22 protein-coding genes are annotated in these 20,982 nt (G+C 63.3%); 14 read left to right on the forward strand and 8 right to left on the reverse strand.

Annotation, left to right across the window (positions count from 1 at the left end):
• The 4 genes from GPA21_RS04150 to GPA21_RS04165 all read right to left on the reverse strand — a co-directional run.
• Window positions 1-295 (reverse strand): HepT-like ribonuclease domain-containing protein (locus GPA21_RS04150; RefSeq protein WP_168986955.1); only part of this gene is annotated, 295 nt, incomplete at its 3' end.
• A 10-nt stretch (window positions 296-305) separates the two neighbouring features.
• Window positions 306-590 carry a nucleotidyltransferase family protein gene (locus GPA21_RS04155; RefSeq protein ID WP_168986956.1) on the reverse strand — a complete coding sequence of 95 codons (285 nt, stop codon included), beginning with the start codon at window positions 588-590 and terminating at the stop codon, window positions 306-308.
• A 166-nt stretch (window positions 591-756) separates the two neighbouring features.
• Window positions 757-1,098, reverse strand: a complete 342-nt coding sequence (mazF, locus tag GPA21_RS04160; protein ID WP_168986957.1) for an endoribonuclease MazF — start codon at window positions 1,096-1,098, stop codon at window positions 757-759.
• Window positions 1,098-1,340 carry an AbrB/MazE/SpoVT family DNA-binding domain-containing protein gene (locus GPA21_RS04165; protein ID WP_168986958.1) on the reverse strand — a complete coding sequence of 81 codons (243 nt, stop codon included), beginning with the start codon at window positions 1,338-1,340 and terminating at the stop codon, window positions 1,098-1,100. Before GPA21_RS04165 ends, mazF begins: the two co-directional genes overlap by 1 nt.
• Window positions 1,341-1,485: 145 nt before the next feature.
• Here GPA21_RS04165 and GPA21_RS20825 point away from each other — a divergent pair, with 145 nt between their 5' ends.
• Together GPA21_RS20825 and GPA21_RS20830 are read left to right on the forward strand one after the other, a co-directional pair.
• Window positions 1,486-1,626, forward strand: coding sequence for a hypothetical protein (locus GPA21_RS20825; protein WP_246261752.1), 141 nt, complete (start codon window positions 1,486-1,488; stop codon window positions 1,624-1,626).
• A 20-nt stretch (window positions 1,627-1,646) separates the two neighbouring features.
• A complete protein-coding gene (locus GPA21_RS20830) occupies window positions 1,647-2,150 on the forward strand; it encodes a Uma2 family endonuclease (protein ID WP_339379815.1) in 504 nt (167 codons plus the stop codon).
• Here the strand turns inward: GPA21_RS20830 and GPA21_RS04175 are convergent.
• Window positions 2,083-2,328, reverse strand: coding sequence for a hypothetical protein (locus tag GPA21_RS04175; RefSeq protein ID WP_168986959.1), 246 nt, complete (start codon window positions 2,326-2,328; stop codon window positions 2,083-2,085). The genes GPA21_RS20830 and GPA21_RS04175 overlap by 68 nt on opposite strands.
• 131 nt (window positions 2,329-2,459) lie before the next feature.
• Between GPA21_RS04175 and ampD the strand changes: the two genes are divergently transcribed.
• The gene (ampD, locus tag GPA21_RS04180) at window positions 2,460-3,005 is read left to right on the forward strand and encodes a 1,6-anhydro-N-acetylmuramyl-L-alanine amidase AmpD (protein WP_168986987.1); all 546 of its coding nucleotides are present in this window, start codon (window positions 2,460-2,462) and stop codon (window positions 3,003-3,005) included.
• Window positions 3,006-3,420: 415 nt separating this feature from the next.
• Complete coding sequence (locus tag GPA21_RS04185; protein ID WP_168986960.1) at window positions 3,421-4,185, forward strand: transglycosylase SLT domain-containing protein; 765 nt, start codon at window positions 3,421-3,423, stop codon at window positions 4,183-4,185.
• 68 nt (window positions 4,186-4,253) lie between these two features.
• On the opposite strand, the gene GPA21_RS04190 is transcribed toward GPA21_RS04185, so the two are convergent.
• Both GPA21_RS04190 and GPA21_RS04195 read right to left on the reverse strand, forming a co-directional pair.
• On the reverse strand, window positions 4,254-5,408 hold the full coding sequence (locus tag GPA21_RS04190; RefSeq protein WP_168986961.1) for a pyridoxal phosphate-dependent aminotransferase: 1,155 nt from the start codon (window positions 5,406-5,408) through the stop codon (window positions 4,254-4,256).
• A 65-nt stretch (window positions 5,409-5,473) separates the two neighbouring features.
• Window positions 5,474-7,321, reverse strand: a complete 1,848-nt coding sequence (locus tag GPA21_RS04195) for a phosphoenolpyruvate carboxykinase (GTP) (protein WP_168986962.1) — start codon at window positions 7,319-7,321, stop codon at window positions 5,474-5,476.
• Between the two features lie 414 nt (window positions 7,322-7,735).
• Here GPA21_RS04195 and GPA21_RS04200 point away from each other — a divergent pair, with 414 nt between their 5' ends.
• The 3 genes from GPA21_RS04200 to pbpG all read left to right on the forward strand — a co-directional run bounded on the left by GPA21_RS04200 (window position 7,736) and on the right by pbpG (window position 12,296).
• On the forward strand, window positions 7,736-10,030 hold the full coding sequence (locus GPA21_RS04200; protein WP_168986963.1) for an NADP-dependent malic enzyme: 2,295 nt from the start codon (window positions 7,736-7,738) through the stop codon (window positions 10,028-10,030).
• 78 nt (window positions 10,031-10,108) lie between these two features.
• On the forward strand, window positions 10,109-11,239 hold the full coding sequence (locus tag GPA21_RS04205) for a patatin-like phospholipase family protein (protein WP_168986964.1): 1,131 nt from the start codon (window positions 10,109-10,111) through the stop codon (window positions 11,237-11,239).
• Between the two features lie 142 nt (window positions 11,240-11,381).
• Complete coding sequence (gene pbpG, locus GPA21_RS04210) at window positions 11,382-12,296, forward strand: D-alanyl-D-alanine endopeptidase (protein WP_168986965.1); 915 nt, start codon at window positions 11,382-11,384, stop codon at window positions 12,294-12,296.
• A 251-nt stretch (window positions 12,297-12,547) separates the two neighbouring features.
• Here the strand turns inward: pbpG and GPA21_RS04215 are convergent, their stop codons facing one another.
• Window positions 12,548-13,279, reverse strand: coding sequence for an IclR family transcriptional regulator (locus GPA21_RS04215; protein ID WP_168986988.1), 732 nt, complete (start codon window positions 13,277-13,279; stop codon window positions 12,548-12,550).
• Between the two features lie 142 nt (window positions 13,280-13,421).
• On the opposite strand from GPA21_RS04215, the gene GPA21_RS04220 reads away from it, so the two are divergent.
• The 7 genes from GPA21_RS04220 (at window position 13,422) to GPA21_RS20835 (ending at window position 20,982) form a co-directional block, all read left to right on the forward strand.
• Window positions 13,422-14,150, forward strand: coding sequence for a (Fe-S)-binding protein (locus GPA21_RS04220; protein WP_168986966.1), 729 nt, complete (start codon window positions 13,422-13,424; stop codon window positions 14,148-14,150).
• 1 nt (window position 14,151) lies between these two features.
• Window positions 14,152-15,591, forward strand: coding sequence for a LutB/LldF family L-lactate oxidation iron-sulfur protein (locus GPA21_RS04225; RefSeq protein WP_168986967.1), 1,440 nt, complete (start codon window positions 14,152-14,154; stop codon window positions 15,589-15,591).
• A gap of 5 nt (window positions 15,592-15,596) precedes the next feature.
• The gene (locus GPA21_RS04230; RefSeq protein WP_211163415.1) at window positions 15,597-16,541 is read left to right on the forward strand and encodes a D-2-hydroxyacid dehydrogenase; all 945 of its coding nucleotides are present in this window, start codon (window positions 15,597-15,599) and stop codon (window positions 16,539-16,541) included.
• A 207-nt stretch (window positions 16,542-16,748) separates the two neighbouring features.
• On the forward strand, window positions 16,749-17,231 hold the full coding sequence (locus tag GPA21_RS04235; protein ID WP_168986968.1) for a LutC/YkgG family protein: 483 nt from the start codon (window positions 16,749-16,751) through the stop codon (window positions 17,229-17,231).
• A 364-nt stretch (window positions 17,232-17,595) separates the two neighbouring features.
• A complete protein-coding gene (locus GPA21_RS04240) occupies window positions 17,596-20,451 on the forward strand; it encodes a monovalent cation/H+ antiporter subunit A (protein ID WP_168986969.1) in 2,856 nt (951 codons plus the stop codon).
• Between the two features lies 1 nt (window position 20,452).
• The gene (locus GPA21_RS04245) at window positions 20,453-20,806 is read left to right on the forward strand and encodes a Na+/H+ antiporter subunit C (protein WP_246261756.1); all 354 of its coding nucleotides are present in this window, start codon (window positions 20,453-20,455) and stop codon (window positions 20,804-20,806) included.
• Complete coding sequence (locus tag GPA21_RS20835) at window positions 20,803-20,982, forward strand: hypothetical protein (protein WP_246261757.1); 180 nt, start codon at window positions 20,803-20,805, stop codon at window positions 20,980-20,982. Before GPA21_RS04245 ends, GPA21_RS20835 begins: the two co-directional genes overlap by 4 nt.

Consider the following 20,982-nt stretch of genomic DNA (forward strand, 5'->3'; position numbering starts at 1 on the left):
CCTGATCCACGACCAGCCAAACCGCATCGACGTCGATCGCCAGATAGTCATGTACGAGGATATTCCTGAATCCGGCGATTGCACGCCAAGGTACGTCTGGCTCGCTCGCCCTTATTGCATCGGTCAGACGCTGACTGGATTCCGCCAGTGTTTGAAGATTGCGAACGACGGCGTCCTGAATGAGACGGGATGTGCGAAAACGGGCCTCGTCGTCGCCGACGTATTCGTCGATTCGGCCCGCACACTCCAGCATGTGTGCAAGGTAGACGATGTTGGCTTCGGGGCTCTGCTTCATGTGGCCAGAATCACAATGGCTGCGCTTCGCCGAGGATGCGGTCACGCAAGAGGGGATGGAGCGATTTCTCGGTCACGACATCCACGCGGCGGCCAAGGAGGTCTTGCGCGTCCATCAGTAATGCCCCAAGCACGAAACCCGAGGTGTCAGGAGCGGTTTCGACCAGCAGGTCGACATCGCTGGATGCGTCGGCGTCGTCACGCGCCATCGAGCCGAACACTTTGATCGAGCGCACACCATGGCGTTGAGCCAGCGCGCGTAGCGCCTCGCGATGGGATTCGATCACTGGGTGCATGTGTTCTACCTCATCAAACACGACGCCACCAGTTTAGCAAACGAGCAACTCACTCGGGGAAAGCGATAAAAGCAGAAATCGAACTCGGAACCGTAGGGTAAGGCCTGGCTTCTTAGGATGAGCCTGGCCTGACTGCGTCGCAGGATAGCAGCGTCGTCTTCGCCCATCACGAAATCTGCAACAACGCCTTTACCTTGGCTCTGACATGCACCAGGACATCGGCGGTGACGACAGCTTTCTTTCTGGCGCGCCTGACCTTCCAGTCGAGCGATTTCACTTGATCGGAAAGCACCGCACAATCTACGCCATCGAGCTTGGTCACGACTTCAAATGGGTGCCCCTTGATTTTGGTCGACAAGGGGCAACACACCATCAGTCCGGTTTTGCCGTTGTAGCTTGCCGGGCTGATGACCAGCGCAGGTCGGTGGCCAGCTTGTTCATGTTCCTCCTGGGGGTCGAATTCCAGCCAAACGACTTCGCCTGTGTCGGGAACGTAGGCGCGCGGCATTAGAGCGCCTCATTGCCCACAGGGGAGCCAAAGCTCACTTCGTCGTGAATATTGGCCGGATTGATGCCACGTATGAGCGCGTCAAGGTCGTACTCAACTTTTTCAGACGGCTGGATGATGATGCGGCCGCCCGAAACGATCAGATCAACCTTCTGTTCGAGTTGATAACCTGCCTCCTTCAAAACGGAGGTGGGTAGGCGTAGAGCTGGGCTGTTTCCCCATTTGCGAATGACGGCTTCCATAATGCATCTCCTTGATGTATCTACATTGTAGATACGCCGGCGTTGCGTCGCAAGTCCCTTTGCTCCCTAAACGCTGGTCATCTCAGCTGCCAGCGGGTAGCCGGATTCGCTATTATCCATGCAAAGACATTGCCAGGAGTTTCCCATGAGTCCGCCGCCTCCTGTCCGTACGCCATTGATCACCATCGACGACTATCTCGACGGAGAACTGCAGACCGAGGTCAAGCACGAATACCTGGCCGGTGAAGTCGTGGCGATGGGGTTGCGAGCGCCAGGCACGGCCTGATTGTGACGGGTTTTGGTTTGGTGCTCGGTGCTCACGCCCGCAGCAAAGGCTTCCAGCTTTTTATGGCAGACATGAAAGTGCGGGTCGAGCAGATGGGCGAGACCTATTTTTACTATCTGGACTTGCTGCTTTCATGCGACCCGGAAGACCGGGAAACTTATTACCGGCGTAATCCGTGTCTGATCGTCGAGGTGCTATCGCCTTCGGCTGAGCTCATCGACCGCCGCGAAAAGCTGTTCGCTTACCGGTCGATACCGGGTTTGCGCGAGTACATGCTGGTCGACCCTGACCAGCGCAGGGTCGAGGTGTATTGCTATGCGTCGGGTGGTATGCACGAGGTGATTACCAAGGCAGTGTTCGCCTGGATTGAATCGATGCGGCGATTGCGCTGGACGATATCTACATGGATGCCGAGCGAGCCCACTGAATCGTCCCGGTCGTTCGATTGGTGCTCGATCAACGACCCTCGCCGGCCTTTGATTGCGCGCGCGCGGCCGCTTCTGCTTCAGCGCGGGCTTTCTTGACTGACAGGAAGAGTCTTGCCGCGGCGATGATGTTGACGAGGCCTACGAGGACGGCAGGCCAGAAGGGGACGGGTTCGCCCTTGAGACCGAAGTAGGCGAGCAGGCCGATCAGGGCGGCGCCGGCGATCAGGATGGCGATAATGTCCTTGCGGATGAACCCGGATTGCTTGTGCTTCAAGACCTTGTCTCCCATGGTGGATTGGCGTGGTGTCGCCGGAAACGTTCGCCGGCAAGTATCCGGATTATGATGCAGGGGATCAAGGCGGGGTGCTCCGGATGTGCCCCGGAAGTGGGGAGAAGGGTGTGTCAATGCGTGAAGCGTGGAGTGCGGGCTGGTGGTCGGGTGCGAGACGGGTGGCGTCGCCTAATTGCGACCCGCGCCCTGACGGTTGTGTGCCGTGGCTGGTGGTGGTGCATGCGATCAGTCTGCCGCCGGACTGTTTTGGCGGGCCGGGCGTGGAGCAGTTGTTCACCAATTCCCTGAACCCGGCTGAGCACCCGTATTACGCGGAGATCGCAGGCCTGAAGGTGTCGGCGCACTTCTTCATCCGTCGCGATGGTGAGTTGGTGCAGTTCGTTTCCGCGAACGAACGAGCCTGGCATGCTGGGGCTTCTTGCTGGCGCGGGCAGGAGCGGTGCAACGACTTTTCGATTGGGATCGAGTTGGAGGGCTGCGACACGCTGGCGTTCGAGGCAGTCCAGTACGGGAAGCTGGCGGCGCTTGTCGAGGCATTGCGGGCTCGGTATCCGGTGCGCGAGGTGGTGGGACATTCGGATATCGCTCCCGGGCGCAAGACCGATCCGGGGCCTTGTTTCGATTGGGCGTCGGCCGGGTTTCCGGTGCCGAAGGCGTGAGGGCGGATGTGTTGGCGTTGCGTTTACGCAACGCGCCAGAGCCCGCTTTCTGCCTGAGTTTTGCCACGTTTTGCCTTTGATTTGCGTGATTCCATCCGCTTGAAAGCACGCTCACGATTGACAAAAACCAATCAAATCAATAAAGTGCGCACATACTGCGCTGCAGCATTACTTTGCTGAAGCAAGCTCTCAAAGGTGCGGTGCCGTTGTCGTATGCAACGGTTCTCATTCATGGCCGCTCGCACCGCGGGGTGTTTCTGTCTGGTTGCGGCAGAAGCGCTGAACGACCACTGACAAGCAGGCCCTTCCGGCTGCGCAGTGAGCTCTGTTTCTTCGAGCTCGGCCGGACTCCAGGAACTCGACTCTCCGCCCAGGCGGACGGGGTACGGGCTTGCAGCATCAGGATGGAGGAACCATGAAAGACGCAACTTCTATTACCGGGCTCGCCGCCCGCACCGGTTTGGGTGTCCTGCGTGTCGCTCATATTGGCCTGGTGGCTGTCGGTGTGGCCGCGGTTGCACATCTGGGTAGCGACTATCTTCGTCAGGATCCGGTGAGTCTTGCAGACACCGGCTTGTTCGTCGTTCAGACAGCGGCCGCAGCGCCGATGGCCGAATCCGGCGACCGCTGGGAGGTCGCGCCTTTCGCGGTTGTGGGTGAGGTTGAGAACGTCTCCCTGGGGGGCGGGCTCAAGGCGTCGGGTGCTGGCTATGGTCTGCAGCTGTCGGCCGAGATGGAGCGCGTGCGTGACTGGGTTGCCCAGCGCTACCGTGTGTCCAGCGTGGCGCTCGAGCCGGTGCTCGCGACTGCCGAGGCGACCGCACGCGAGGCGGGGCTGGACCCGCTGCTTATCGTGGCAATGATGGCGATCGAGTCGAGCTTCAACCCAATGGCTGAAAGCCATGCCGGTGCGCAGGGACTGATGCAGGTGATTCCGCGCTGGCACATGGACAAGATCGGTGACGATGCGCCGGACGATGCCTTGTTCGACCCGGTATTCAACGTGCAGATTGGCACCCAGGTGCTGGTCGAGGGCCTGCAACGCTACGGGACGTTGCAGGCGGCACTGCAATACTACGGCGGTGCGCGTAACGATCCCGAGGCACGCTACACCAAGCGCGTACTGTCGATGAAGGCGCGGCTTGCTTCCGCTGCGCGTACCGCCGACGGCGGGGCTTGATCGGCCGCGAGTCTGACGTGATTGAACGAGAACGCCCGCAGGTGTGATGCCATGCGGGCGTTTCTGCGTCAGCCGAGAACGCTGGCCAGTCTCTCCACTGCCTCGATCAAGCGTCGCTGACTTGTCGTATAGGCGATGCGTAGAAAGCGTCGGGGGTGGTGCTCGCCAAAATCGAGGCCGGGTGTGGTGGCGACGCCGGCTTCCTCGATGAAGCGACGGGCGAGGGTTTCGCTGTCGTCGCAGAGTTTCGAGACGTCGGCGTAGATATAGAACGCGCCCTGGGGTTCGGTGGCAACTTCAAAGCCAAGCTTGCGCAAGCCCGGTAGCAGGGTGGCGCGGCGCTCGGCGAACTCTGCGCGGCGGGCTTCCAGCATGTCGAGGGTCCTTGGCTCGAACGCGGCCAGTGCAGCGTGCTGGGCCGGGGTGGAGGCGGCGATGAAGAAATGCTGGGCGAGCTTCTCGATCACCCGGACATGGCTTTCGGGGGCGACCAGCCAGCCGAGGCGCCAGCCGGTCATGCCGAAATATTTGGAGAAGCTGTTCACCACGAAAACGTCGTCCATGTGGCTGAGCGCGGTGCTCGATTCGACACCGTAGGTGAGACCCTGGTAAATCTCGTCGACGATGAGCGCCCCCTTGCGCTGGATGACCTCGCTACGCAGCGCCGTGAGTTCGCTCTGGCTCAGCAGGGTGCCGGTGGGGTTGGACGGCGTGGCGACCATGAGGCCGCGGGTGCGCGGGCTCCAGGCGGCCCGGACATGGTCCGATGTGGGTTGAAAGCGGGTGTCGGGGTCGACCGGCAGCGGCTTGGCGATGCCTTCGAAGGCGCGTATGAGCTGCCGGTTGCAGGGATAGCTCGGATCCGGCAGCAGCCACTCGTCGCCCGGGTCGGTGGTGGCGGCAAGCGCCAGCATCAGGGCGCCGGATGCGCCGGGTGTGATCGCGATCCGGTGTGCTGGCACCTCTGCGCTGAAACGCTCTCGGTAGAAGCGCGATATTGCCTCACGCAGTTGCGGCAGGCCCATTGCCCCGGTGTAATGCACGTCGCCGCCAGCGAGGAAACGGGTTGCTGCGTCTATGATCGGTTGCGGAGTCGGGAAATCCGGTTCGCCGACTTCCATGTGGATGATGTCGCGGCCCTCTGCCTCGAGCTCGCGGGCGCGGCGGAGCAACTCCATGACGTGAAAGGGTTGGATGTCCAGAGCGCGGCGGGAGAGGTGCATGAGGGTTGCTCCGTGAAGAAAAGCGCCGACTGGCGGCGCTTTCCGGGCTTGGGGCGACCGCGTGATCAGTCGCTGTGCACCGCGAGTTCGAGTAGCTCGCGCTTGAGCACGAGCTGGCGCGGCAGGCGGTCCTGCAGTTTGTCGAACCATTCCTTATGGGCGTTGAACTCCTGGCGCCAGGCGTCGGCGTCGACCGTCATCAGCGCGTCGAAAGCCTCGCGGCTGAATTCGCACCCGGTCCAGTCGAGGTCGACGTAGTTCGGCATCCAGCCGAGCGCGGTTTCCTTGGCGCTAACCTTGCCCTTGACGCGGTCTACGATCCATTTGAGTACTCGCATGTTGTCGCCGAAGCCCGGCCAGATGAACTCGCCTTTCTCGTTCATCCTGAACCAGTTGACGCAGAAGATCTTGGGCGTGTGCTCAACGACATGGCCCATGCGCAGCCAGTGGTTGAAATAGTCGCCCATGTGGTAGCCGCAGAATGGCAGCATCGCGAACGGATCACGACGCACTACACCTTGCGCGCCGAAGGCGGCTGCGGTGGTCTCGGAGCCGAGAGTGGCGGCCATGTACACGCCGAAATTCCAGTTGAAGGCCTGGTACACCAGCGGCACGGTGGTGGCGCGGCGGCCGCCGAAGATGAAGGCCGAGATCGGCACGCCGGCGGGGTCTTCCCAGGCCGGGTCGATCGAGGGGCATTGGCTCGCTGGGGCGGTGAAGCGGGCGTTGGGGTGGGCAGCCTTGCGACCGGTTTCCTTCGCGATCTCCGGGGTCCAGTCCTTGCCCTGCCAATCCACCAGATGGGACGGTGCCTGCTTGGTCATGCCCTCCCACCACACGTCGCCGTCATCGGTGAGCGCGACGTTGGTGAAGATGATGTTTTCCTTCAACGTCGCCATCGCGTTGTAGTTGGTTTTCTCGGACGTGCCGGGGGCGACGCCGAAGTAGCCGTACTCGGGGTTGATTGCGCGGAAGGTGCCGTCCGGACCGGGCTTGATCCAGGCGATATCGTCGCCCACGGTGGTGATCTTCCAGCCGTCGAAGCTCGTGGGCGGGATCAGCATCGCAAAGTTGGTCTTGCCGCAGGCCGACGGGAAGGCGGCGGCGACGTAGGTTTTCTCGCCCTCGGGGGATTCGACGCCGAGGATGAGCATGTGCTCGGCCAGCCAGCCTTCGTCACGCGCCATCGTGGAGGCGATGCGCAGTGCGAAGCACTTCTTGCCGAGCAGCGCGTTGCCGCCGTAGCCAGAGCCGTAGGACCAGATCTCGCGGCTTTCCGGATAGTGGACGATGTACTTGGTGTCCGGGTTGCACGGCCAGCGGCTGTCCTTCTCGCCCTGGGCGAGCGGGGCGCCGACGCTGTGCACGCAGGGCACGAACTCGCCGTTGGTACCGAGTACGTCGAGTGCGCCGCGGCCCATGCGGGTCATCGTGCGCATGTTGACCACGACGTAGGGGCTGTCGGATATCTCGACGCCGATGTGGGCGATTGGGCTGCCCAACGGACCCATCGAGAACGGGATCACGTACATGGTGCGACCGTGCATGCAACCCTTGAACAGTCCGTTCAGGGTCTCGCGCATGACCTTCGGATCTTCCCAGTTATTGGTCGGACCGGCGTCGTCTTTCTTCTCGGAGCAAATGAAGGTGCGGTCTTCAACGCGCGCCACGTCCGACGGGTCGGACCAGGCGAGGAAGGAATTCTTGCGCTTCTCGGGATTGAGCTTGATGAGCATGCCCGATTCGACCATCTCGGCGCACAGGTGGTCGTACTCTTCCTGGGAGCCGTCACACCAAACGATATGCTCGGGTTCGGTGAGGGCGGCGATCTCCGCGACCCACTTCTTGAGGCCTTCGTGGCGGACGTAGTCGGGAGCGGCGGCCATGGCGGCCTCGGAAGCGCGTTGGTTCATCTCTAGGAACTCTCCAGGTTGCAAAGGCGAAACCGGTCGCATGTCGGTGCGTACGCGCTGCACCTCGACGCGGCGGAGCTTTGGGCTCCGCTCGGACGTATTGCGGTAATCGCCAAGTGTTTTCACAACCGGTAAGTGCTTAAATGCAAGTACCGCCGCGCACGCGGGGCGCAGGCCGAACCGGTTCTGGCTAGGGTTAACCGCAGTCGTCCGAAACCGCAAATTATGCCATGAACGGAAGGTCCGGGAAAAGCGGCTTGGAAGATGGCGCCATGTGGCGTATTCTGCTATCTGAATTAACGTATCACGATACGGAATGCGAATTGGCTTAGCGAGCCGACGTGGCGCGGCAGGCAGAAGAAGAGACTGCAGGCAGTGGCCTGCACCGCACAACTTGAGAACGGGAAGAGACACATGGACGAACTGATCCGCGCGGCAGCGCTCGACTACCACCGCCATCCCAAGCCGGGCAAGATCTCGGTGACACCGACCAAGGTGCTGACCAACCAGCGCGATCTTTCGCTTGCCTATTCGCCGGGTGTCGCCGCGGCCTGCGACGCGATCGTCGAGGACCCAGGCGAGGCCGCGACCCTGACCGCGCGCTCCAACCTGATCGGCGTGGTCACCAACGGCACTGCGGTGCTCGGCCTGGGCAACATCGGACCGCTGGCCGCCAAGCCGGTGATGGAAGGCAAGGGGGTGCTGTTCAAGAAGTTTGCCGGCATCGACGTGTTCGATCTCGAGATCGACGAGCCGGACGCCGACAAGCTGATCGACATGATCGCCGCGCTGGAGCCGACTTTCGGCGGTATCAACCTCGAAGACATCAAGGCACCGGAGTGCTTTTACATCGAGCAGAAGCTTCGCGAGCGGATGAAGATCCCGGTCTTTCACGACGACCAGCACGGTACCGCGATCGTGGTCGGCGCAGCAGTGCTCAACGGCCTGCATCTGCAGGGCAAGGATCTGAAATCGGTCAAGCTGGTCACCTCGGGTGCCGGTGCAGCGGCGCTCGCCTGCCTGGGGCTGCTGGTGAAGCTCGGCGTGCCCGTGGAGAATATCTGGGTAACCGACATCGAAGGCGTGGTCTATGAAGGTCGTACCGCGCTGATGGACCCGATCAAGGCGCGCTACGCGAAGCAGACCGACGCCCGCACCCTGGGCGAGGTTATCGAGGGCGCGGACGTTTTCCTGGGCTTGTCGGCCGGTGGCGTGCTCAAGCAGGACATGGTCGCAAAGATGGCGGCGAAGCCGCTGGTGCTGGCGCTCGCCAATCCTCGCCCGGAGATCCTGCCCGACGAGGTGAAGGCGGTGCGCGACGACGCGATTATCGCCACCGGCCGGTCGGACTATCCGAACCAGGTGAACAACGTACTGTGCTTCCCGTTCATCTTCCGTGGTGCGTTGGACGTTGGGGCGACGACGATCACCGACGAGATGCAGCTCGCGGCGGTCAAGGCGATCGCTGAACTGGCTCGTGCCGAGCAGAGCGATATCGTCGCTTCCGCCTACGGCGAGAAGGTTTCCGGCTTCGGCCCGGACTACATCATCCCGCGGCCGTTCGACCCGCGCCTGATCGTGAAGATCGCGCCGGCGGTGGCCGAGGCCGGCATCAGTTCCGGTGTGGCGACCCGCCCGATTACCGATTGGGATGCGTACAAGGGGCAACTCAACAACCTGGTGTGGCACTCCGGCCTGATCATGAAGCCGGTGTTCGCGACCGCACGCAAGAACCCGAAGCGCATCATTTTCGCAGAGGGCGAGTCCGAGAAGGTGTTGCGCGCCGTGCAGACCGTGATCGACGAAGGCCTGGCTCAGCCGATTCTGATCGGCCGGCCGGAGGTCATCGAAAACAACATCCAGCGCTTCGGCCTGCGCATGGTGGCCGATCGCGACTTCGAGATGGTCAACCAGGATTCCGATCCGCGCTTCCGCGAACTGTGGAGTCATTATCACAGCCTCATGGAGCGGCGCGGGGTGTCGGTCGACTACGCCAAGACCGAGGTCCGTCGTCGTACCACGCTGATCGGCGCCCTGCTGCTCAAGTTCGGCTATGGCGATGGCCTGATCTGCGGCACTTACGGCATGCATTCGCTGCACCGCAGCTTCATCGAAACCGTGATCGGGCGGCGACAGGGCGTGAACAACCTGTACACAGTGAACGTGCTCAACATTCCGGGGCGCACGCTGTTCCTCGCCGATACCTACGTCAATTACGATCCGACGCCGGAGCAGGTGGTCGAGATGACGGTGCTTGCAGCCGAAGAGATGCAGCGTTTCGGCATCGAACCGAAGATCGCGCTGTTATCGCATTCGTCTTTCGGCACCGCCGAGTCGCCAACCGCAGACAAGATGCGCAAGGCGCTGCAGATTCTCCATGCCCGCCATCCGGAGCTGGAAGTCGAGGGCGAGATGCACGGCGACGCCGCGCTTGACGCCGAGCTTCGCACCAGTATCTTCCCGAATGCGCGGATGCGCGACGAAGCAAATCTGCTGATCTTCCCGACGCTGGATTCGGCCAACATCGCGTTCAACCTGCTCAAGACAGCCGCCGGCGAGGGCATGACCATTGGGCCGATTCTGCTCGGTGCGGCCAAGCCGGTGCATATCCTGACGCCTTCGACCACTGTTCGCCGGGTCATCAACATGACTGCGCTGGCGAGCGTCGAGGCGGCCCAGGCCATGCAGGCGGAGCAGAATCAGGGTTGACAGGACGTTTCCGGTTTGCGGCGCGCTCCCCGCATGGCATGATCGAAGCCTGACTCATGCGGGGGAGTGGTCGCATAGATGGCGGGCGACAAGGCAGCGCTGGTTCTGACCGGGGGTGGCGCGCGCGCTGCCTACCAGGTCGGCGTGCTCGGTGCGATTCGCACGATTAGGGGCAAACGCAAGGGAAATCCCTTTCCGATACTCTGCGGCACGTCGGCGGGCGGCATCAATGCGGTGGCGCTGGCGGTCTATTCGCAGGACTTCAACGCCGCTGTGCGCAAGCTGACATGGATCTGGCGCAACTTCCATGTCGACCGCGTCTATCGTGCAGACGGACTCGCGCTGCTTGCGACCGGCGCGCGATGGGGGTCGGCATTGACCACAGGCTGGTTGGTGCGACAAACGCCGCGGTCGCTGCTCGACAATTCGCCCTTGCGGGCCTTGCTTGACCGGGTGCTGGACTATCCCCGGATCGGGGAGGCTATCGGCAATGGTGACCTGCATGCGGTCAGCGTTTCGGCGTCGGGGTACTCGTCCGGGCAGAATCTTGCCTTCTACCAGGGCTGTGGCAGTCTGCGTCCGTGGCATCGCGCGCAGCGTATCGGTGTGCCTACGGTGCTCGCGACGCGACATCTGCTCGCGACGAGCGCAATCCCCTTCGTGTTTCCGGCGATGCGGATCAACCGCGAGTACTTCGGAGACGGCTCCATGCGCCAGGTCGCGCCGGTGAGCCCCGCGGTGCATCTGGGGGCAGACCGCATTCTCGTGATCGGAGCAGGTCGATTGGCCGAGGAGGGCCGCGAGTACAGCGATGCGTATCCGACGCCGGCCCAGATCGCCGGGCATACCCTGTCGTCGATATTTCTCGACAGTCTCGCCGCCGATATCGAGCGCATGGAGCGGATCAACCGAACGCTATCCGTGCTGTCGGAGGAGCAGCGCAAGTCTGCGGGTATCACCTTGCGACCGATAGAAACGCTGGTAATCTCACCGTCCCACCGCCTCGATACCATTGCCAGCGATCATCGTGATAGCCTTCCGCGCCCGTTGCGCGTTGTCTTGCGTGGCGTCGGCGCGATGCGCCGTGAAGGTTCGGCCCTGCTGTCGTACCTGCTGTTCGAACCAGGCTACACTCGTGCGCTGATGGACCTTGGCTATCGGGACGCCATGGCGCGGCGTGAAGAGATTGCGGTATTTCTCAGGCTTTGAGTGTCTTGCCGCTCCCGAATCGTGACAAAATTCTGACCTGAGCAAGATTTCGCTTCAAGAAAGCTTGATATCTTTTTAATTTAGTTGAAAATTGGCGTACATTAAGTTGACACTTTTCAGGCTTCGCACGGTGGAGTAGATGATGAAGCGCCGCTCAATTCTCACCGCATTGCTCGGCATTGCGATTGCACATGCCAGCTTCAGTGTCGCCCACGCCAATCCGTCCAACCGGGTCCAGGCGTCGGCGCCGGTGCAGGTACAGTTCGATCGTCATGGCAATCCCGTGCTGGGTTCGGCCGCCTTTGTCGTTGCCAATCAACGCACTGGCGACATCCTGTCCGAACGGGCAGCCGACCGTGTCATGCCGATCGCCTCGATCACCAAGATCATGACTGCGATGGTGGTCCTCGACGCGGGCCAAAGCCTCTCGGAAGTGCTGACCATCACCGCGGACGACATCGACCGCCTCAAGGGTACCGGTTCGCGGTTGCCGGTCGGTGCGCGGTTGACCCGCGAGGAGATGTTGCATATTGCGCTGATGTCGTCCGAGAACCGTGCCGCTTCGGCGCTGGCGCGGCATTACCCGGGCGGCCAGCGCGCCTTCATCGAGGCGATGAACGTCAAGGCGCGCATGCTCGGCATGTGGACCACCCGCTTTGCCGACAGCACCGGGCTGGATCCGCGGAATGTCGCAAGCGCGCACGACCTCGTCAAGCTGGTGCAGGCCGCCTCAACCTATCCCCTGATCCGCGAGTTTTCGACTGCGGACCATCGTTTCGTGCGCGTCGGCAATGGTCAGTTGCGATATGGCAACTCAAACGGTCTGGTGCGCGAGCCCGACTGGAGCGTGTCCTTGTCCAAGACCGGCTTCATTCGCGAGGCCGGCCGCTGCCTGGTGATGCAGACCTGGGTACGGGGCGAGCCGGTGATCATGGTGTTGCTCAATTCCGAGGGCCGTTATACCCGCACCGCAGATGCCAAGCGGCTCAAGCACTGGCTGGAAACCACCGGCGCCTATCGTGTGGCCGCCGCACCGGCACGACGCGGCGGGAGCTGAGGCACAGATCCGCGGTTCAAGGCGCCTGCACATTGGCGCCAAACGTCCAGGCCCTGTACCCTTTTGCAGGGACAAGCGCCTCCATTACATGTAGGAGCCGCGTGAGCGGCGAATCGCTGCGGTAGTGGGCGCGCGAGTGCTCGATCAACCGCGCGGGTTCGCGGCTCACACCGCTCCTACAGCAGGGACGAGCGCTTCCAGTGCATGTGGGAGCCGGGTGAGCGGCGAATGTTCGACGGAGGACGGAGGGTTCAACGCCCGTCGCGACGTACGTAGCCCAGGGTGCGCGAGATTTCCGCCGCGGTACTGCGCACCAGTGGCGCCCAGTCCGGATTGAAGCGCTCCGAGGGCGTCGAAAGCGACAGCCCGGCTACCAGTTCGCCGCTGTCGTCGCGAATGCCGGCGGCGATGCAGCGCACCCCGGTTTCCACCTCGTCTAGGTCGAAAGCGACCTCATGGCGTCGAACCTTGTCCAGTTCCTTTTCGAGCGTGCCGAGATCGGTGATCGAGGTCGGGGTCGAGCCCGGAAGACCGGTTCGACGGGCGTAGTCGCGCACCTTGTCGATGCCGTCGTCGCACAGGAAGAGCTTGCCCGAGGCGGTGGTGTGCAGCGGCGCTCGCGCGCCGACGATGTGCACCACCCGCACCGCCGAGCGCCCGCTCGAGGTGCGATCCACATAGACGATCTCGTCGCGGTCGCGGATGCCGAGGTTCACGCTCTCGCCGGTTTCGGCGTGCAGCTTGAGCATGAAAGGCATTGCTGTTTCGCGCAGCGAGATGCGCGACTTCACCAGGCTGCCGAGTTCCAGCAGGCGGATACCGAGGCGGTAGGTGCCGCCCTCGCCCCGCTCGACGAAGCCGCTTTGCGCCATTGCACCGAGGATGCGGTGTGCGGTGGACGGATGCAACGCGCTTTCTTGCGCGATCTGCTTGAGCGGGACCGGGTCAGGGTGCTGCGCCAGCACGTCGAGCAGCTTCATCATGCGCTCGACGACCTGGATGGGGTTTTTCGCTTCGGTAGGGGCGGTCACTTTGGTACAGTGGGTTTGGAATGCGCGAAGTCTAACCGTAGCATTGGATTTCGCCTAGTGAAATAGCGTTACGCCCTGGAGAGTACGCGTCGAGATGCGAGTGGGTTTGTTGGTGACATGTCTGGTTGACCTCATGCGACCTGGAATCGGCTTTGCCGCCTTGCGTCTGCTCGAATCGGCCGGCTGCGAGGTGGTCGTGCCAAACGGGCAGACCTGTTGTGGCCAGCCGGCTTTCAACGCGGGTGACCGCAAGGCGGCTCGTGCGCTGGCCGAGAAGTTGTTGGGCGAGTTCGAAGCCTGCGAATATCTGGTCGCGCCGTCAGGCTCTTGCGCGGGCATGATCCGGACCCACTACCCGGGGCTCTTTGCTGACGACGAGCGGATGCGTGGCCGGGTGCAGGCGTTGTCGTCTCGCAGCTACGAACTCACCGACTTTCTGGTGACCGTGCTCGGGGTCAGCGAGGTGCCGGGCGATTTCCGGGGCAGCGTGACCTATCACGACAGTTGCTCGGGCTTGCGTGAGCTCGGCGTGAAGACCCAGCCGCGAAGCCTGCTGGCACGGATGCCCGGCGTCGAGCTGCGTGAGATGGAGGAGTGCGAGGCCTGTTGTGGTTTCGGTGGCATGTTCTCGGTCAAGTTCAGCGAGATTTCCGGCGCGATCTCGGCGCGCAAGTGCGCGAACATCCAGGCGACCGGGGCCGACGCAGTGGTGCTCGGTGATCTTGGCTGCATGTTGAACATCGAGGGCCGCCTGCGCAGGCTCGGTGACGAACGGACCCGGGTATTGCACGTGGCCGAGGTGCTGGCGGGCGAGGACGCCTGAGATGAAATCCCAGGCGATGTTCTTCAAGGCGCGCGCCGGCGAGAAGCTGGCGGACGCGCGTCTGCAGGTCAACCTGCGCCAGGCGCGGGACAAGTTCGTCGATGGTCGTGCCGCGGCGGTAGGGCGCTACGTGACGGATCTCGGCGGCGACTTCGAAGCGCTGCGCGACGCCGGCGCCGCGATTCGCGACCGGGTGATCAGTGATCTCGATGTCTGGCTCGACAGCTTCGAGACCAAGGCGGTCGAGACCGGCGCACAGGTGTACTACGCCCGCGACGGTGCCGACATTCGCGATATGGTGGTCGCGATCGCCCGGCGACATGGCGTTGCCAAGGTGGTCAAGTCCAAGTCCATGTTGTCGGAGGAGGCCGCTCTCAACGCTGCGCTCGAAGCTGCCGGGGTGCAGCCGGTCGAGACCGATCTGGGTGAGTACATCCAGCAGATCGACGACAACGAGCCGCCGTCGCACATTCTCGCGCCAGCCTTCCACAAGTCGCGTGACCAGGTGGCAGATCTCTTCGCCCGCACCCACGGCCGTCCGCGCAAGACCGACATCCCGGACATGACCCGCGAGGCGCGCGAGGTTTTGCGCGAGCACTTTCTGAGTGCCGACATGGGTATTTCCGGTGGCAATTTCATTGTTGCCGAAACCGGTTCGGTGGCACTGGTGACCAACGAGGGCAATGGCCGCATGGTGACCACGCTGCCGCGGGTGCATGTGGTGATTACCGGCATCGAGAAGGTGGTGCCGACGCTGGAAGACCTCACCACGCTGCTGCGTTTGCTGCCTCGCTCGGGCACCGGGCAGGACATCTCCAATTACGTGTCGCTGCTTACCGGGGTGAGGCGGGAAGGGGAGTCCGACGGGCCCGATCACCTCTACTTCATTCTGGTGGACAACGGCCGCGCCGGCTTGGTCGGCAGCGAGTTCCAGCCCATGCTGCGCTGTATCCGCTGTGGCGCTTGCATGAACCATTGCCCGGTGTATCAGAGCGTGGGTGGCCATGCCTATGGCTGGGTGTATCCGGGCCCGATGGGAGCAGTGCTCACCTCACTCTACACTGGCATAGAGAACGCCCTCGATTTGCCGCATGCTTCGACACTCTGCAATCAGTGCGGCGTCGTCTGCCCGGTGCGTATTCCCCTGCCGGACCTGCTGCGTGGCTTGCGCGAGCAGCAGGTCGAGCGCCATTTGCGCCCGTGGAGCGAGCGGCTTGCCATGCGGACGTGGGCCTGGGTGGCACGCCAGCCGCGCCTGTACGCGCTGGTCAGCCGGGTCGCGAATCGATATCTGCGCTGGCTTGCCGATGGCGACGAGCGGATCAGGGTCATGGGTGTGGCCCCGGAATGGACGCTGACCCGCGACATGCCTGCACCACAGGGGCCGACCTTTCGCGAGCTCTACGCTCGGCGAATGAGAAAGAACAAGGAGGAGAACTGAGCATCATGCGTATCGTCTTGCTGGAAAGGGACTCGGTGAAGGCGGATTTCCGGTCGCCGGGCTTCCCGCACGAATGGGTGGAACATCGCGTCAGTACCCAGGATGAGGTGGTCGAGCGCCTTGCCGGTGCCGAGGTCGCCATCGTCAACAAGCTGCGGGTCGATGCCGACGCGCTTGCCCGACTGCCGGGCCTCAGGATGATCGCGGTCGCCGCCACCGGTGCCGACAATATCGACCTCGCGGCCTGCGTCGAGCGCGGCATCGTGGTGTCGAACGTGCGCGGCTACGCGGTCAATACCGTGCCCGAGCATGCGCTGATGCTCATGCTGGCGCTGCGGCGCAAGCTCTTTGAATATGTCTCCGACGTTCGCGCCGGCCTGTGGGGCAAGGCGGACACCTTCTGCCTCTTCCACCATCCGGTGGGCGACCTGCATGGTGCGACGCTCGGAATCGTCGGTGGCGGCGCGCTCGGCGCCGGCGTCGCCCGCCTGGCCGAGGCTTTCGGCATGCGGGTGCTGCTGGCCGAGCGCAAGGGCGTCGGTGAGGTGCGTCCGGGCCGCACTGCGTTCGATGTCGTACTGCGCGAGTCCGACGTGATCTCCATCCACTGTCCGCTCAACGACGACACCCGCGGCCTGATCGGCGAGGCGGAGCTGACCACGATGCCGGCGCACGCGATCCTGATCAATACTGCGCGCGGCGGTATCGTCGACGAGCAGGCACTGGCCAACGCGCTTCGTGCCGGGGTGATCGGTGGTGCAGGAATGGACGTGCTGTCGGTCGAACCGCCGCGCAAGGGCAACCCCTTGCTCGATCCGGGCATTCCGAACCTGATCGTCACGCCGCACATGGCGTGGGCTTCGGCCGAGGCGATGCAGGCATTGGCCGACCAGGTTATCGTCAACATCGAAGCCTTTGTCGCGGGCGAACCGCGCAACCGGCTGGCGTGACCACTTGGCCATGAACGACATCACTTCGCGTTCGGCGGCAGCCAGGGCGGCGATTATGGCGCGCGTGAGCGATGGCCTGGGTCGCGATGTGGAGCAGGTCCGCATGGCGGCTGAACGGGTGCGCGTCGCGATTTCGCAGCCTCATCCCGGCCCCAGCCCCCCCTGGAGGGCGACCTGGTTACGCGTTTCATCGCAGCCTCCGAACGCATGTCGAGCAGTGTGGCGGTTGTCGGTAGCATGGAGGAAGTGCCTGCGGCGGTTGCCGCCTGGCTCGAGGAAAGCAGACTGTCGAAGCAGGGCGTGGTATGGCCGGCGCTCGACGGGCTCGACTGGACGGGCGCAGGGCTGGCGCTGGAGTCACGGCCGGTGCGTGAGGATGACCCCGTGGGGGTGACGGGCTGCATCTGCGCGATCGCCGAGACTGGTACCTTGATGTGCGCCAGTGCGCCGGATACCCCATCAGCAACCAGTCTGCTGCCGGAAACCCATGTCGCGGTGGTGCCGGCCTCGCGCATCGTGCCGGGCATGGAGGAGGCGTGGGCCATGGCGCGCGCGCAGTGGGGCTCGCGACTGCCGCGGGCGATCAACTTCATTTCGGGTCCGTCTCGTACCGGCGACATCGAGATGAGCATCGTGCTCGGCGCACACGGACCTTATCGAGTGCATATCGTTGTCGTGAGCGAGATTTGAAGCTGTCGGTTGGCCCGAATTTCCGTCCGTGTTCCTTTCGCGGCTCACGCCGCTCCCACCCCGAAGCTGGCCTTTTCCTGTGGGAGCGGCGTAAGCCGCGAATCGATTTGTGATCCGTCACCCGGCAGAGTATTGCGGATACTGCGCATGCCGATTTTCGACCGCTTTCGCTAAAATTCGGGTAGTTTTGCGTTCTCGTTAATGACGGTGCGCTCCGCAGAGAGCTGAAAAATGAATGCACCCGGCATGCCATGGGAGGCCCCGCTGGCAGGTGTGCCGCGTTTCGCGATCGACAACCGACCCCGGCGGCAAGGCATGCAAGTCCATGCGGGAATCCCGTGCCGGTCGCCTGGAATAAGAACCTATGAGTCTTGCCCTGATCGTCATGCTGCCCTTTCTCGGGGCAGTTCTGCCTGCGCTGATGATTCGCGCCGGCCGCGGCGCCTGTGCGATCGCGACCGGTTCGGTCACGCTGCTGGCCTTTGCGCTGCTGCTGACCCATGTGCCCGCGGTGCTGCGCGGCGAGGTGGTACAGGTCGGCTGGGAGTGGCTGCCGGCGCTGGGGCTGAACGTCACCTTCATGCTCGACGGGCTGGGGCTGCTGTTCGCCGGGCTGATTCTGGGCATCGGGCTGCTCATCATCATCTACGCCCGCTTCTATCTGTCCAAGGACGACCCGATGGGGGCGTTCTACACCTATCTGCTGCTCTTCCAGGGCGCGATGGTGGGCATTGTTATGTCGGACAACATCCTGTTGTTGCTGGTGTTCTGGGAGCTCACCAGTCTGTCGTCCTTCCTGCTGATCGGATTCTGGCGCCACCTGCCCGAAGGCCGTCAGGGCGCGCGCATGGCGCTGGCGGTAACCGGAGCGGGCGGACTGTCGATGATTGCCGGCATGCTGATCCTGGGCAATATCGCGGGTTCCTACGAGCTGTCGGTGATCCTGCAGAACCGCGAGCTGATCCAGGCGTCGCCGCTCTATCTGCCAGCCTTGATTCTGATTCTCGGCGGTTGCTTCACCAAGAGCGCGCAGTTCCCGTTCCATTTCTGGCTGCCGCATGCGATGGCGGCGCCGACGCCGGTGTCGGCCTATCTGCACTCGGCAACCATGGTCAAGGCGGGCATCTTTCTGATGGCGCGGATGTGGCCTGTGCTCGCCGGCACCGATGCGTGGTTCTACCTGGTCTCCACCGCCGGCCTGGCGACCATGGTCATTGCCGCCTGGATCGCGCTGTTCAAGGACGACCTCAAGGGGCTGCTGGCCTTCTCAACGGTCAGCCATCTCGGTCTGGTGACCATGTTGTTCGGCTTTGGCACGCCGATGGCGGCGGTCGCCGGGGTGTTTCACATCATCAACCACGCGAGCTTCAAGGCGGCCTTGTTCATGAACGCGGGCATCGTCGATCACGAGACCGGCACGCGCGACGTCAAGCGCCTCGGTGGCCTGCTGTTTCTGATGCCGATCACTGCAACGATGGCGATGATCGCGGCCGCCTCGATGGCCGGCATGCCGCTGCTCAACGGCTTTCTGTCCAAGGAGATGATGCTCGAGGAGGCGGCGCAAACCAGCTGGGCCGGGCAGGGCTGGATCGTGCCGGTGCTGGCCACGCTGGGCGCGGTGTTCTCGGTGGCGTATTCCTTCCGCTACATCGTGCACGTGTTTTTTGGTCCGAAGCGCGACGACTATCCCGCCAAGCCGCATGATCCGCCAGCCGGTCTATGGCTGCCGCCCGCGCTGCTTGTGGCACTGGTGGTGTTGATAGGCCTTTTCCCCGAAACCTTTGCCGGCGCACTGGTTCGAGTCGCTGCCGGCGCGGTGATCGGCGCCCAGGTGCCGGATTTCCACCTGTCGATCTGGCATGGATTCACCCCGGCGCTGTGGATGTCGGTGGTCGCGGTGGTGGTCGGCCTGACGCTGCTGCGTTTGTATCCGCGTGTGCGTGCATTGTGGCAGGCCGGGCCGCACCCCGAGGCCAAGGCGATGTTCGACGCGGTCATCGATTCGGTGGTCTTGGCCAGCCGCTTGCTGGTGCTCGGCTTGCACAACGGTTCGCTGCAGCGCTATCTCGCGTTCATGATCGGTGCCGCGGTGGTGCTCGGGTTCGCGGCCTTCTTCGGCACGACCCATGCGCCGGGCGGCCGTGACACGCTGCCGGTCGGGTGGGCGGTAATGGTGCCCTGGGTCATGTTGCTGGCGACCGCACTGCTCGGCGTGGTGTTGCACCGTTACCGCTTCGTCGCGCTCATCATCATCGGGGTTGTCGGTCTGGTCGTCTCGATCGGCTTCGTCTATCTGTCGGCGCCGGATCTGGCGCTGACCCAGATCTCGGTGGAGGTCGCAACGGTGATCCTGATCCTGCTCGCCCTCTACTTCCTGCCCAAGAGCAGCCCGATCGAGAGCACCAACGGGCGTCGCCTGCGCGACGCACTGCTGGCGGGCGTCGGCGGGCTGGGAGTCGGGGCACTCGCCTGGGCGGTGATGACGCGGGATTTCGCTACGCTGTCCGGCTATTACCTCGAACAGGCGAAACCGGCCGGGGGCGGCACCAATGTCGTGAATGTGATCCTGGTCGACTTCCGGGGCTTCGATACTTTCGGCGAGATCATTGTGCTCGGTGTCGCGGCGCTCGCGATCTTCGCGCTGCTCGACGGCGCACTGCGCGGGCGGATCGCACGCAGCCTCGAAGGCTGGGTGCCGGACGATCCGGTGTCGGCCGACCGCCATCCGATCATGATGGTGGTGGTGACCCGGGTGATGCTGCCGCTGGCGCTGATTGTCGGCGTCTATATCTTCCTGCGCGGGCACAACATGCCGGGCGGCGGCTTCATCGCCGGTCTGGTGGTGTCGATCGCGCTGATCATGCAGTACATGGCGAGCGGTTTCGGCTGGGCGCAGCAGCAGATGCGGGTGGATTATCACGCAATGATCGGGGCCGGGGTGCTGATCGCCGCGGCGACCGGTATCGCTGCGATGGTCATGGGTTACCCGTTCCTGACCAGTGCCTTCGACTATTTCCATCTGCCCATCGTCGGCGAGTTCGAACTGACCAGTGCGATGCCTTTCGACATCGGGGTATTCCTCACGGTGGTCGGCGCGGTGATGCTGGCGCTGGCGCAGTTGTCGAACATGGGTTTGCGTCTGGCGAATCTGCCGGTGAATACCCGTCCAATGGATTTCGACCCGGCGGCGTTGCGCGCCGACGGCGGCAAGGAGCGCTGAGATGCTGAGCATGGAGTTCATCGTCGCAAGCACGATTGCAATGCTCACCGCCGCCGGCATCTATCTCGTGCTGCGTGCGCGCACCTTTCCGGTGGTGCTGGGGCTGGCCCTGATTACCTACGCGGTCAACGTGTTCCTGTTCGCGATGGGGCGGCTCGCGGTCAATCTGCCGCCGGTGATCCGGTCGGACGCAGCGGGTTACGCGGATCCGTTGCCGCAGGCACTGGTGCTCACCGCCATCGTGATCTCCTTCGGCATGACGGCGGTCATCGTCGTCATGGCTCTGCGCGCCTGGCTGGAGAGCGGCAACGACCATGTCGATATCGAGCAGCCGGGTTCGGAGGGCGAGCAATGAACCACTGGATCATCCTGCCGCTGCTGCTGCCGGCGCTGGTCGCCCCGCTGATCGCGCTCGCGGTGCGCCACGATATCGTGCTGGCGCGTGTTTTCTCTGTGGCGTCGGCGGTGCTGATGCTGGTCCTCGGCCTGATCCTGATGGGGTCGGTCGTCGACGGATCGGTGGTGACCTAG

The organism is Azoarcus taiwanensis (assembly GCF_012910885.1).
Taxonomy (GTDB): Bacteria; Pseudomonadota; Gammaproteobacteria; order Burkholderiales; family Rhodocyclaceae; genus Azoarcus_F; species Azoarcus_F taiwanensis.